Annotated in this window: 10 protein-coding genes and 1 tRNA gene; 4 read left to right on the forward strand and 7 right to left on the reverse strand. The window is 68.9% G+C overall.

The window, feature by feature from the left end:
* The first annotated feature begins 15 nt into the window (after positions 1-15).
* On the forward strand, positions 16-987 hold the full coding sequence (gene egtD / locus AB0H50_RS15875; protein WP_357452318.1) for an L-histidine N(alpha)-methyltransferase: 972 nt from the start codon (positions 16-18) through the stop codon (positions 985-987).
* A gap of 9 nt (positions 988-996) precedes the next feature.
* Here egtD and AB0H50_RS15880 read toward each other — a convergent pair whose 3' ends face one another.
* From AB0H50_RS15880 to AB0H50_RS15910, 7 genes are all read right to left on the reverse strand, one after another.
* Entirely contained in the window at positions 997-1,641 is a 645-nt protein-coding gene (locus AB0H50_RS15880) for a DUF2461 domain-containing protein (protein ID WP_357452321.1), read from the reverse strand.
* Between the two features lie 28 nt (positions 1,642-1,669).
* Positions 1,670-2,668: a hypothetical protein gene (locus AB0H50_RS15885; protein ID WP_357452324.1), complete on the reverse strand. Its 999-nt coding sequence runs from the start codon at positions 2,666-2,668 to the stop codon at positions 1,670-1,672.
* 141 nt (positions 2,669-2,809) lie between these two features.
* On the reverse strand, positions 2,810-3,085 hold the full coding sequence (locus AB0H50_RS15890; protein ID WP_357452327.1) for a hypothetical protein: 276 nt from the start codon (positions 3,083-3,085) through the stop codon (positions 2,810-2,812).
* A 77-nt stretch (positions 3,086-3,162) separates the two neighbouring features.
* Positions 3,163-3,921, reverse strand: coding sequence for a hypothetical protein (locus tag AB0H50_RS15895; protein ID WP_357452329.1), 759 nt, complete (start codon positions 3,919-3,921; stop codon positions 3,163-3,165).
* A 276-nt stretch (positions 3,922-4,197) separates the two neighbouring features.
* On the reverse strand, positions 4,198-5,178 hold the full coding sequence (locus AB0H50_RS15900) for a ribose-phosphate diphosphokinase (RefSeq protein ID WP_357452332.1): 981 nt from the start codon (positions 5,176-5,178) through the stop codon (positions 4,198-4,200).
* A complete protein-coding gene (gene glmU, locus AB0H50_RS15905; RefSeq protein WP_357452335.1) occupies positions 5,175-6,665 on the reverse strand; it encodes a bifunctional UDP-N-acetylglucosamine diphosphorylase/glucosamine-1-phosphate N-acetyltransferase GlmU in 1,491 nt (496 codons plus the stop codon). Before glmU ends, AB0H50_RS15900 begins: the two co-directional genes overlap by 4 nt.
* A gap of 89 nt (positions 6,666-6,754) precedes the next feature.
* Positions 6,755-6,825: transfer RNA gene (locus tag AB0H50_RS15910), tRNA-Gln, on the reverse strand.
* Positions 6,826-7,189: 364 nt separating this feature from the next.
* Here AB0H50_RS15910 and AB0H50_RS15915 point away from each other — a divergent pair.
* The 3 genes from AB0H50_RS15915 (at position 7,190) to mfd (ending at position 12,790) form a co-directional block, all read left to right on the forward strand.
* Positions 7,190-7,804: a TetR/AcrR family transcriptional regulator gene (locus AB0H50_RS15915; protein WP_357452338.1), complete on the forward strand. Its 615-nt coding sequence runs from the start codon at positions 7,190-7,192 to the stop codon at positions 7,802-7,804.
* Between the two features lie 180 nt (positions 7,805-7,984).
* A complete protein-coding gene (locus tag AB0H50_RS15920; protein ID WP_068051861.1) occupies positions 7,985-8,632 on the forward strand; it encodes a TetR/AcrR family transcriptional regulator in 648 nt (215 codons plus the stop codon).
* A gap of 489 nt (positions 8,633-9,121) precedes the next feature.
* Positions 9,122-12,790, forward strand: coding sequence for a transcription-repair coupling factor (gene mfd / locus AB0H50_RS15925; RefSeq protein WP_357452341.1), 3,669 nt, complete (start codon positions 9,122-9,124; stop codon positions 12,788-12,790).
* The last annotated feature ends 141 nt before the right edge of the window (positions 12,791-12,931 follow it).

A 12,931-nucleotide genomic window follows, 5' to 3' on the forward strand; every position in this document is an offset into this window, starting at 1 on the left:
CGAAAGGCCTACGCAATGACCGCACCGACGCTGGATGTGTACCTATCCGACGAGGACCTCACCGCGGCACTGCGGTCCGACGCCAGGCGCGGACTGACCGCCGACCCGAAGTGGCTGCCGCCCAAATGGTTCTACGACGCCCGCGGCAGCGAACTGTTCGAACGCATCACCGAGCTCCCCGAGTACTACCCGACGCGCACCGAACGCGCGCTGCTGGAACGGGTGGTGGGCGACATCGCGCGGACAGCGCAGGCCGAGGTCCTCGTCGAACTGGGCGCGGGCTCGGCGGCCAAGACCCGCCTGCTGCTCTCCGCGTTGACCGCCGAAGGGCCGTTGAAGACCTATGTGCCGCAGGATGTCTCGTCGGCGGCGCTGCGGGACGCGGCCGAGCAGGTCGCCGCGGAGTTCCCCGCGTTGGCCGTACACGGCGTGGTCAGCGACTTCACCGACACCCTGCACAACCTGCCGCGCGGCGGCCGCCGCATGATCGCCTTCCTCGGCGGCACCATCGGCAATCTGGTGCCCGACGAGCGCGCCGCTTTCCTCGCCGGCATACGGGACGTGCTCGAGCCGGGCGAGCGGTTGCTGCTCGGCGCGGGGCTGGTCATCGAACCCGAGGTGCTCGTGCCCGCCTACGACGACGCCGCCGGGGTCACCGCCGAGTTCAATCGGAACGTCCTGCACGTGCTCAACCAGCGGCTGCGCGCGAACTTCGAGCCCGAGAAGTTCACGCACGTCGCGCTGTGGGACGCCGAGCGCGAGTGGATCGAGATGCGGCTGGCGGCGACCGAGGACATGACCGTCACCGTCGCCGACCTCGACCTCACGGTGCGCTTCGCGCGCGGCGAGCAGTTGCGCACGGAGATCTCTGCGAAGTTCCGCGTCGACGGCCTGGACGGCGAACTCGCCGCCGCGGGTTTCCGCACCGAGCGGGTGTGGACCGATCCCGGCGATCGCTTCGCGTTGGTTCTCGCGGCGCGCGTCTGAACCCGCGGCCTACGCGTTCGCCGGGCCGACGATCGCGGTCATTCGATCGATGAACGGCCGCATCGTCTCCCATGCCTTGCGCACTTCCTTCGCGGCGCGCGGCGTCTCCAGCCATTCGGGGGCGCCGAATTCGCGGCTGCTGGTCAGGGACTTGTGGCGCAGCAGATCGAGACGCGGGTGGTCCGCGTCGTAGCCCTTGGGCTTGGTCTTGAGCTTCTCGCCGCCGATGGTGAAGCCCGCCTTGGTCAGCTTGGCGAGGATCTTCTCCAGCTCCGGGCCGCGCACGTCGTCGTCGATCGCGGTGCGCAACTGCGCGACCTGCGCGGACGACCCGGAGTAGAAGCCGCCGCCGACGAACAGCCCGGCAGCGCTGATCTGCACGTACCAGCCGACGCCCGGCGCGGTGCCGACCACCGCGCCCTGCGCCGTCTTGTACGGGGACTTGTCCTTGGCGAAGCGCACGTCGCGGTAGGGGCGGAAGATCTTGGCGGATCCGAAATCGGCTTCCAGCTCCGCGGTGAGCGCGACCATCGGCGCGCGCACCGACTCCTCGTACACCGACTTGTGCGCGTTCCAGAACGTCTTGGAGTTGTCGGCCTCCAGGTCCTCGTAGAAATCCAGCCCGGCCAATGGAAACCCACCGAAACCACTCATAGCCGAGAACTTACGACGGGCCACCGACTCAATTCTGGTCGGGGACCATCTCGGTGTTCAGCACCAGGAAGCTCAGGACGAGTCCGGCGACCAGCGCGACACCTGAGGCGATGGCTGCCCAGCGGCCCAGCGGCTCGCCCTTGTTGTGGCCGAGGATGCCGAACACGATCCCGGCCGGGCCGAACAGGATCGGACACAGGACCAGTGCGAGCGCGGCACACACGAAGCCGAGAATCGACATGGTCTGGGTGCCTGGCTTGCGCGGCTGCCCGGTGTCGCCGAAGGGCTGGCCCTGCTGCGGATAGGAAGGGTAGCCGCCTCCATATGGCGGCTGCGCCCCGTACGGAGGTGGCGGCTGCGCCGACGGGTAATCGGCCTGTCCGCCGGACGGATAGCCGGACTGGCCGCCCGGGTACGGCTGCCCACCACCGGGATAGGGGGGCTGTTCGCCGGGCTTCTCACCTGACGGGTAGCCGGGCTGTCCGCCGGAGGGATACTCGGGCTGCCCGCCGCCGGGCGAGCCAGGCTGGCCGCCACCGGGATACGGGGGCTGTTCGCCAGGCTTCTCACCCGAGGGGTAGCCGGGCTGACCGCCACCGGGCGAGCCGGGCTGACCACCGCCGGAGTCGCCGGGCTGGTCACCCGAGGAAGACCCGGACTGTCCCGCTGCGGGGTATCCCGCCTGATAGCTGGGCTGTCCGCCGGGCGGATACTCGGGCTGACCCGCCCCCGGCTGATTCCAACCCTCCGGGCCGGTCGACTGTGGCGCCGCGCCCGTTACGGGCGGTTCCGACGCGCTGCCGGACGACGAGGACTCGCCGCCGCCCGGGGACGACATCGACGGCTGAGTCGTCTCGCCGGGGAACTGCTCGGCCGATGCGGGCGTCGCCCATTCGGTGCCCGTCGGCTCGGGTTCCTCCGCCTTCTTCGGCTGCGAGGACGAGGCCGCGGACTCCTGCCCCGACTGCGGTGCGCTACCGGTCAGCGGTGTCTCGGACGACTCGTCGGGATTCTTCGGTGTGGTCATCAGCGGCCTCCTGGTCGTGTTCGCCTCGCCAACCCCCGGGTACCACGTGATTCGAGCCTGTATCACCATAGGCGCAGCTGCGCCTGACGGGCGCTGCCGGACGTAGTCCGTTCTCAGGCCCGTGCTCGGCCGGAGCGAAACCTAGGAATCCGAATCTTCCAATTCGGAGTCGTCGATGATCGCCATCGCCGCCTCTTCGGCGGGCAAGGTGGATTCGGCCGCGTCCTCGGCGCGCTGACGGCGACGCGTCCAGCGCTGGTCGAGGTCCTCGCCGATGCCGAGCCTGCCGTCGTCCTCGCTCTCCCGATCTCGGATCGTGAGGTTCTGGGGCGGGTTCTCGATGTAGCGCTCGTATGCGCGGATCTCGTCTTCCTGGTTGTCGTCTCCCATGTCCATGTCCAATCGGTCACGGTTCATGGGTCCCAGTATCGTCCCGCCGGTGCCTGGACGGGGCCAACCGAGTCCAGGAATTCGCGGATCGGTCGAGCACGCGACTAAGAGGAGACGCTCGCTATTCCGACCACGAACACGACCAGCAAGATCGCCAGTACCAACACCACGGCGTTCGCGATGGCCGCCCATTTGCCGAGCGATTCACCCTTCGAGTGACCGACGAAGCCGAGAATGATGCCCGCCGGTCCGGTGAGCAGGATGGGGAAGAAGCAGAACCCGGCGCCGACCACACTGAGCCCGAGGCAGACGAAGCTGATGATCGACAGCGTCTGCGTCTGCGTTGGCGTGTAGGGCCCATACGGCGCGTAACCGCCGGACTGCGGTGCGGCCGGATACGCCGGTGCCGCCGGATAACCCGGTGCGGCCGGATAACTTGGTGCGGCCGGATAGCCAGGTGCGGCGGCGGGATACGCGGGCGCGGCCGGATAGGCGGGCGGCGCGTCGTACGGGCTCGGCTGCTGCGGATAACCCGTGGGCGGCGTGCCCGCCGGAGCGCCGTCGAGCGGCGGATACCCGTAGACGCCACCGGCCGGATACTGCGGGGGCGGGGGAGCGGCGGGGTAGGCGGACGGCTCCGGCGGCTGATAGACCGGCGCCGCGGGGACGCTCGCCGAACCGTGTTGGTACACCTGCGTTTCCGGCGCGGTGCTCGACCCGTACACCTGCCCCGGCTGGTATACCTGCGTCTCCGGCGCCGTGCTCGGCGGCTGGTAGACCTGAGTCTCCGCCGACCGGCTGTCGTCCTGCTGCCCCGACTTGCCGAAGTCGATGCCGGGTCGCGGTTCCTGCGGCATGGTCACGGCGACGCCCCCCTCTACGTGTTCGATTGCCCCACATGGGTATCACGTTCGCCCGGCCAACTCCAGCGCGGGCCCAGGAGGCGCTGCCGGATACAGTCCGTCAGACCTGCGCATGGCCGGAGCGAAGGCGGAGTACGCCCTAGGGGGTAGTCCGTCTACAGACCTGCGCATGGCCGGAGCGAAGGCGGAGGTACGCCCACCCGAACGCGCACCGGCCGACGAAACGACGGCGGCCCGGGCAGTAAGCCCGGGCCGCCGTCGGTAGCTATGCGATCGTCACGCGTTGCCGTTGAACAGGCCGGTGACCGAACCGTTCTCGAAGACCTCGCGGATGGTGCGGGCCAGCAGCGGCGCGATGGACAGCACCGTCAGCTGCGGGAACTTCTTGTCCTCGGTGATCGGCAGGGTGTTGGTCACCACGACCTCGCGCGCGCCGCACGCGGTGAGGCGCTCGGCGGCGGGGTTGGAGAGCACGCCGTGCGTCGCCGCGATGACGACGTCGCCTGCGCCTGCCTCGCGCAGCACGCGCACGGCCTCGGCGATGGTGCCACCGGTGTCGATCATGTCGTCGATCAGGATGCAGGTGCGGCCGTCCACGTCACCGACCGGACGGTGCGACTTCACCTGGTTGGGCACCAGCGGGTCGCGGGTCTTGTGGATGAACGCCACCGGCGCGCCGCCCAGCGCGTCGGCCCACTTCTCGGCGACCTTCACGCGGCCCGCGTCGGGCGAGACCACGGTGATGTTGTCCAGGCTGTAGTTGGCGCGCACGTGCTCGGAGAGCTGGAACAGCGCGTGCATGTGGTCGACCGGACCGTCGAAGAAGCCCTGGATCTGGTCGGTGTGCAGGTCGACGGTGATGATGCGGTCGGCGCCCGCGGTCTTCAGCATGTCGGCGACCAGGCGAGCCGAGATCGGCTCGCGGCCGCGGTGCTTCTTGTCCTGGCGCGCGTACGGGTAGAACGGCAGCACCGCGGTGATCCGCTTGGCCGAACCGCGCTTGAGCGCGTCGATCATGATGAGCTGTTCCATCAGCCACTGGTTCACCGGCGCCGGGAAGCTCTGCAGCACGAACGCGTCCGAACCGCGGACGGATTCCTCGAAGCGAACGAAGGTCTCGCCGTTGGCGAAGTCGCGGGCGATCTGGGGCGTGACGTGGACGTCGAGTTCCTTGGCGACCTGCTCGGCCAGCTCAGGATGGGAGCGTCCCGCGAAGAGCATCAGGTTCTTCTGGTTATCGATCCATGACGCGGTCACTGCTGTTTGCCATCCTTTTGCTCGATTGCCTGACCCGACATCTCGTCGGCCGCGATCGCCGCCGCCGCCGCGATCGCCGCCGCGGTCCCCGGCCGGTACCGCTGCACCCAGTTCTCAATATTGCGCTGTGCGCCACCGGACACCGCGAGCGCGCCCGGTGGAACGTCTCTGCGCAGTACAGTACCCGCCGCCGTATACGCGCCGTCACCCACGGTCACCGGCGCGACGAACATGGTGTCGCTGCCGGTGCGCACGTGTGAACCGACCACGGTGTGATGCTTGCGCACGCCGTCGTAGTTGACGAAGACGCTGGAAGCGCCGATGTTGCTGTGCTCGCCGATCGTCGCGTCCCCGACGTAGGTGAGGTGCGGCACCTTGGAATGCGCGCCGATGGTGGCGTTCTTGGTCTCGACGAAGGCGCCGAGCTTGCCGGAATCGCCGACCACGGTGCCCGGCCGCAGATAGCTGAACGGTCCGATGGCCGCGCCGGGCCCGATGGTGGACTGCTCGCCGTGCGTGCGTATCACCTTCGCGCCGTCGCCGACCACCACGTCGGTGAGCGTGCTGTCGGGTCCGATCTCGGCATCCTCGCCGATCACGGTCGCCCCGAGCAGCTGGACGCCCGGCCGGAGCACGGCGTCCCTGCCGATCCGCACGCTCGCGTCCACCCAGGTGGTTGCCGGGTCGACGATGGTCACGCCCGCGCGCATGTGGCGTTCCAGGATGTAGCGGTTCAGGGTGCGGGTGGCCAGCGAGAGCTGCACCCGGTCGTTGACCCCGGTCACCTTGGCCGCGTCGATCAGGCGGGCGCCGTGCACCGGGTGCCCTGCCTCGCGGGCCAAGCGCAGCACGTCGGTGAGGTACAGCTCGTGCTGGGCGTTGGCGGTCGACAGCCTGCCGATCATGGTGCGCAGCACCACGGCGTCGAACGCGTACACGCCGGAATTGACCTCGTTGATCGAGGCCTGCTCGGGGGTCGCGTCGGCGTGTTCGACGATCTCGACGACCTGACCGTCCGCGTCGCGGATGATCCGGCCGTACCCGTTCGGGTCCTCGGGGACGAACGTCAGCACCGTGACGCCGGGACGTTCCGGGTAGCTGCGGTGCTCGTCGAGCAGCGCGGCCAGCGTGTGCCCGTCCAGCAGCGGCACGTCGGCGGAGGTGACCAGCAGGTCGCCGGTGAAGTCGTCGGGCAGCGAGCGCAGCGCGCACTGGACGGCGTGGCCGGTGCCGAGTTGCTCCTCTTGGAGCGCGGGGGTGATGTCGCGGCCGAGCTCGGCGGCCACTTCGGCGACCGCGGCGCCGACTTGTTCTCTGTCGTGGCCCACCACCGTGATGAGGTGCGCGGGGTCGATCTCGTTCGCCGCATGCAGCGCGTGTGCGAGCATGCTTCGGCCGGCCAGCGAATGCAGAACTTTGGGGGTCTTCGACCGCATTCGCGTCCCGGCTCCGGCGGCGAGAACGACGACGGCGGTCTGCTGTGGCATGGATCTCCCTCGGCTGCCTGTCATCGTGCTGGCTGTAACGTGCTTGGTCAGCGATGTGCGGGGCCAACGATAGTCACCGTGCCGGTGTGCTCCGCCGCCAGGACTCGAACCTGAACTATCTGAACCAAAATCAGAGGTGCTGCCATTACACTACGGCGGATCGCCACACCGGCGGACCAATGAACCGCCGCTGTGCCTCGGCACGGGTTGAATCCTCGCACGAAGACCCGTCTCACGTCGAACCGATACCACCTCCGCGCGCGTTGCCCGGACCGCAGGGCGGCCGACGGCTGCGGAGGCACTCGCTGTCTGGAACAGTCGTCCTCGCGCGGTAAGGTTCTGCGCGAGGGCGCGGTACCCCACAGACGCCCCAGGCAAACGACTGATTTCGCAAGCACATGGACAACTCGCCAGGAACGCCAGAAACCCGGCACGGCCAGCTCGGTGGCCAGGCGCGGAACCGGCGAGCCACGCACGACCGGCGACCTGACACGGAGAGGCGGAACAGCGTGTCTCGTCCGCGGATGACGGGAACCCAACGGCGCCAGCAGTTGATCGAGATCGGCAGGGCGCTGTTCGCCGAACGCGGGTACGACGCGACCTCGATCGAGGAGATCGCGCAGCGCGCCCAGGTCTCCAAACCCGTGGTGTACGAACACTTCGGCGGCAAAGAGGGTCTCTACGCGGTGGTCGTCGACCGCGAGATGTCGATGCTTTTGGACATGATCACCTCCTCGCTCACCCAGAATCGTTCCCGGGTGCGGCTCGAGCAGGTGGCGCTCGCGCTGCTCACCTACATCGAGGAGCGCACCGACGGCTTCCGGATCCTGGTGCGCGACCAGGTCGCGACCACCGACGACGGCCGCTACTCCAGCCTGCTCAACGAGGCCGTGAACCAGGTCGCGCACATCCTGGCAGGCGACTTCGAGCGGCGCCATCTCGACACCAGCCTGGCTACGCTGTACGCGCAGGGTTTGGTGGGTATGGTCTCCACGGCCGCGACGTGGTGGCTGGACGTGCGCGAACCATCCAAAGAGGTTGTGGCAGCGCATCTGGTGAATCTCTGCTGGAACGGTCTGAGCCACTTGGAGGCCGATCCGCAGCTGAGTTCGGAATGGCCCGCGGGCGCGCCGGACTGACCGTTGTTAACCAGCGAATTGCGATGGAGGCTCGGCCGAATGCTCGAATTGACTGTCGTGCGCCCACCTGGTGGTACGGTTCACCCATCCTCTGGGTGCTGTTCGGGCGGTATGTCGGTCTTACTTCGGGATGTCGGTCTACTTCAGGATGGCTGGTTTTAGGGATGACAGGCGGATCTGATGGCTAGGCAAGCGCGCGCGGAGATCACCCGCGATTCCGTCCTTGCGGGCGCTGCCGATGTCTTTCTGCGCTTGGGATATGCGAACGCGAGCCTGAGCGAGATCATCGCGCAGTCCAATGTGACCAAGGGCGCCTTGTACTTTCACTTCGGTTCGAAGGAAGAACTGGCGCGCGCCGTCGTCGATCAGGGCAACGAGCGACTGATCAGCTCGTGCCAGGGCTTCTTCGATCCCCGGGTGCCCGCGCTGGAGGCGTGTATCGGCATCACGTACGTGGTCGCCGACCTGTCGATGAACGACCCGATGGTCGGCGCGATGCTCAAGCTGACCCACCAGATCGGCGACTACCGCGGCGCCCAGGGCGACAACATCGCCAAGACCTGGGGCGATACGTATCGCCTTCTGGCCGAACGGGCCATCGCCCAGGGCGATTTGGAATCCGACCTCGATCCCGAGGTCGTCGGCCTGCTGCTGCAAGAGGTCACCGCGGGCGTGCACATCGTCGCGGTCGGCACCGAGTCGATGGACCAGATGGCCACCCGCATGGAACGTGCTTGGTACTTCCTGCTCCCGTCCATCGTCCCGACGGAAAAGCTTTCGTACTTCCGCGAATTCGCCGCCCGCCGCCTGCGCCGCTACGTGCCGTAGCGCCGGAAGCGCAGGTGCGCAACGGGTTAGGTGCGCTGGAAACTCAATGATCCCGTGCGCCAACGGGTGTGGTGAGGAGGAGCAGCGGGAGGTATCCAGGCCGAAGTCGGCTCGAATGCAGTCTCCGATTCGCTGCCCCTATGCTCGTCGTGCGCCGGTCGTCGATGCCTCATGCGCACGCGATCGTCGGTGCCGTCAGGGTCTGTGCGGGCCGTGACCCGCTCCCGCACCGCACCGCGGATGGCCGCCCGCCATCGTTGGCCCGCCTGAGCCGAACCGCGCGATACACGCCATCCCAGCCACCTCGAGGGCGAGTCTTACGAGCCCGTTCGCGGCCGTCTCGCTTCCCAGCGGTCGAAGCGCATGCGACGAAGTCGCGAGTCTCGACCGCTGGGAAGCGAGACAAAAGGGGCCGCGAACCCGCGCGCCCCGGCGCGCCGTAAACTCAGCTCGCCGCTCGAAATGCCCGCTTGAGCTCAGGAGTTGTCGATGTCCACCCACCGTCCACCACTGGCAGGACTGGTCGCGGCGGCCGGAGCGGATGCCGCGCTGCGGACGGTCGCCGAGCTGATCGGGAAGTCGTCGGTCGAGTTGGTGGCGCCTTCCGCGGTGCGCCCGTTCGTGGCCGCGACGGTGGCGGCCGCGCGGCCGCTGGTGGTGGTGACCGCGACGGGCCGCGAGGCCGACGATCTGACGGTCGAGTTGCAGGAGATCCTCGGCGAGGCGGTCGCGCAGTTCCCGTCCTGGGAGACCCTGCCGCACGAGCGGCTGTCGCCGGGCGCGGACACGGTCGGGCGCAGGCTGGAGGTGCTACGCAGACTCGCGCTGGATTACGGCACCGCGAAGCGGTTCGATGAGGGGCGGTGGTCGGGCGACGGGCGGGCGGACCCGGTGTTCCCCGAGCCGCTGCACGTCGTGGTGACCACCGTGCGTTCGCTGATGCAGCCGATGGCGGCCGGGCTCGGCGATATCGAGCCGATCGTGCTGCGGGTGGGCGCTGAGTTCGATTTCGACGAATTGCTCGTTCGCCTGGTCGAATTCGCTTACACCCGGGTGGACATGGTGGGTAAGCGCGGCGAGTTCGCGGTGCGCGGCGGCATCCTCGACCTGTTCCCGCCGACGGCCGACCATCCGGTGCGCGTCGAGTTCTGGGGTGACGAGGTGACCGAGCTGCGGCCCTTCGCGGTCGCCGACCAGCGGTCGCTCGGCGATCTCCAGGTGGACGTCGTGGTCGCGCCGCCGTGCCGTGAGCTGCTGCTCACCACGGAGGTGCGGGCGCGTGCGGCGGAGGTGGCCGAGGCGAACGCGGCCGACGCGGCACTGGTCGAGATGTTGGAGAAGCTGGCCGAGGGCATCCCGGTGGACGGCATGGAGGCGCTGCTTCCGGTGTTGCAGCCCGGTGAGCTGCGGCTGCTCACCGAACAGCTGGCCGAGGGCACGCACGTGCTGCTGTGCGATCCGGAGAAGATCCGCACCCGCGCCGCCGACCTGGTGCGCACCGGGGAGGAGTTCCTGGAGGCGTCCTGGACCGCGGCCTCGTTCGGCGGCGCCGCGCCGCTCGGCGGGCACGGCCTCGACTTGGCGGCCTCCTCGTACCGGGCGCTGCCGGAGATCCAGGAGAGCGCCGACCGGCACGGCCTGCCGTGGTGGAGCCTGAGCCCGTTGGAATCGGGCGATCCCGCGGAGGTCGTGCTTCCGGTGCTCGCCGGTCCGGCGGCCCGCGGCTCCGACGAACTGGTGGCGACGATCTTCGCCTCGCTGCGCGCGCACGTGGCCACCGGCGGGCGGGCCGTGGTGGTCGTGGCCGGTCACGGCACCGCGCAACGCGTGCTGGAGCGGCTCGCCGACGCGGACGTGCCCGCCGCGGCACTGGACACCGGCGCGGAGCCGACCTCGGGTGTCGTCGGCGTGCTGTGCGGTTCGTTGCACGACGGCTTGGTGTTCGAGGACGCCGGGCTGGTCGTGGTCGCCGAGTCCGACCTGACCGGTAACCGGGTCACCGCGCCCGCCGAGGGCAAGCGGCTGCCGGCCAAGCGGCGCAACCAGGTGGACCCGCTCGCCCTCAACGCGGGCGACATGGTGGTGCACGACCAGCACGGCATCGGCCGGTTCGTGGAGATGATCGAGCGCACCGTGGGCGGCGCGCGGCGGGAATACCTGGTCATCGAGTACGCGCCGAGCAAGCGTGGCCAGCCCGGCGACCGGTTGTTCGTGCCGATGGAGTCGCTGGACCAGCTCTCCCGCTACGTCGGCGGCGAGATGCCCAGCCTCTCCAAGCTGGGCGGCTCCGACTGGGCGAACACGAAACGCAAGGCGCGCAAGGCCGTTCGCGAGATCGCGGGCGAGCTGGTGCAGCTCTACGCGGCCAGGCAGGCGGCGCCGGGGCACGCCTTCGCGCCGGACACACCGTGGCAGCAGGAGATGGAGGACGCGTTCGCGTTCACCGAGACGGTCGATCAGATGACCGCCATCGCCGAGGTCAAGTCGGACATGGAGAAGCCGGTTCCGATGGACCGCGTGGTCTGCGGCGACGTCGGCTACGGCAAGACCGAGATCGCGGTGCGCGCCGCGTTCAAGGCGGTGCAGGACGGCAAGCAGGTGGTCGTGCTGGTGCCGACGACGCTGCTGGCCCAGCAGCATCTGCAGACGTTCACCGAGCGCGTCGCCGGGTTCCCGGTCACCGTGAAGGGCCTGTCCCGCTTCACCGATCCCGCCGAATCGCGGGCGGTGCTGGAGGGCATGGCCGACGGCGCGGTCGACATCGTGGTCGGCACCCATCGCCTGCTCCAGACGGGCGTGCGGTGGAAGAATCTCGGCTTGGTCGTCGTCGACGAGGAGCAGCGCTTCGGCGTCGAGCACAAGGAGCACATCAAGGCGCTGCGCACGCACGTCGATGTGCTGACCATGTCGGCGACCCCGATCCCGCGCACCTTGGAGATGAGCCTGGCGGGCATCCGCGAGATGTCGACCATCCTCACCCCGCCGGAAGAGCGGCACCCGGTGCTCACCTACGTCGGCGCGTACAACGACAAGCAGGTCACCGCCGCCATCCGCCGCGAGCTGCTGCGTGACGGCCAGGTGTTCTACGTGCACAACCGGGTCTCCTCGATCGACAAGGCGGCCAAGCGGATTCGCGATCTGGTGCCGGAGGCGCGAGTGGTGGTCGCGCACGGTCAGATGAACGAGGACATGCTCGAGCAGACCGTGCAGGGCTTCTGGCAGCGCGAGTTCGACGTGCTGGTGTGCACCACCATCATCGAGACCGGCCTGGACATCTCGAATGCCAACACCCTGCTCGTGGAACGCGCCGACGCGCTCGGTCTTTCGCAGCTGCACCAGCTGCGCGGCCGGGTCGGGCGCAGCAGGGAGCGCGGCTACGCCTATTTCCTGTATCCGCCGGAGAAGCCGCTCACCGAGACCGCCTACGACCGGCTCGCCACCATCGCGCAGAACTCCGACCTCGGTGCCGGCATGGCGGTGGCCATGAAGGACTTGGAGATTCGCGGCGCGGGCAACGTGCTCGGCGCCGAGCAGTCCGGCCATGTCGCGGGCGTCGGCTTCGACCTGTACGTGCGCCTGGTCGGCGAGGCCGTCGAGGCGTATCGCGCCGCGGCGGACGGGAAGCCGATCAGCACCGAGGAGGTCAAGGAGGTCCGCATCGACCTGCCGGTCGACGCGCACATCCCGCCCGATTACATCGCCAGCGATCGGCTGCGCTTGGAGGCGTACCGCAAACTGGCTGCCGCCCAAGACGATCCGGCTCTCGCCGCGGTGGTGGAGGAGCTGGTCGACCGCTACGGACCGCTGCCGGTCGAGGTGGGACGCCTGGTGTCGGTGGCGAAGCTGCGGCTGGTGGCGCGCGAGTACGGTGTCACCGAGATCGCCGTCACCGGAACGACTTTGAAGGTCTCGCCGCTGCTGAATCTGCCCGACTCCAAGCAGTTGCGGTTGAAGCGGCTCTACCCGAGCGCTGGCTACAAGGCGGCCAGTGGCGTCGTGCAGCTGCCGCTGCCCAGGGTCGAGGACAGCGTCGGCGCGGAGCGGGTCCGCGACGTTCGGCTGTTGCAGTTCGTCGCCGACCTGCTGCTCGCGCTGGACGGAAAGGCCAAGGGGGCAGTGGATCTCACGGTGGACACCGAGGCGACGGCGGCTCGATGAGTACTCCGGACGCCGCCGCAGGAGCGGAGCCAGGGCGATCCGAGGGTTCCGCCGCGGGTAACGGCACATCGGAGAGCCGAGGCGCGTCAGCCGGTGCCGGAGAATCCGCTGTCGAGGACCGGGTCGCGTCGTCGGGGAGCC

Origin of the sequence: Nocardia sp. NPDC050793 (assembly GCF_040654065.1) — a bacterium.
GTDB lineage: Bacteria > Actinomycetota > Actinomycetes > Mycobacteriales > Mycobacteriaceae > Nocardia.

What these genes read in the sequence shown, in the direction of transcription:
- egtD (WP_357452318.1), top strand. Translation starts at nt 16, where the DNA reads ATGACCGCACCGACGCTGGATGTGTACCTATCCGACGAGGACCTCACC.
- AB0H50_RS15880 (WP_357452321.1), bottom strand. Translation starts at nt 1,641, where the DNA reads ATGAGTGGTTTCGGTGGGTTTCCATTGGCCGGGCTGGATTTCTACGAG.
- AB0H50_RS15885 (WP_357452324.1), bottom strand. Translation starts at nt 2,668, where the DNA reads ATGACCACACCGAAGAATCCCGACGAGTCGTCCGAGACACCGCTGACC.
- AB0H50_RS15890 (WP_357452327.1), bottom strand. Translation starts at nt 3,085, where the DNA reads ATGAACCGTGACCGATTGGACATGGACATGGGAGACGACAACCAGGAA.
- glmU (WP_357452335.1), bottom strand. Translation starts at nt 6,665, where the DNA reads ATGCCACAGCAGACCGCCGTCGTCGTTCTCGCCGCCGGAGCCGGGACG.
- AB0H50_RS15915 (WP_357452338.1), top strand. Translation starts at nt 7,190, where the DNA reads ATGACGGGAACCCAACGGCGCCAGCAGTTGATCGAGATCGGCAGGGCG.
- AB0H50_RS15920 (WP_068051861.1), top strand. Translation starts at nt 7,985, where the DNA reads ATGGCTAGGCAAGCGCGCGCGGAGATCACCCGCGATTCCGTCCTTGCG.
- mfd (WP_357452341.1), top strand. Translation starts at nt 9,122, where the DNA reads ATGTCCACCCACCGTCCACCACTGGCAGGACTGGTCGCGGCGGCCGGA.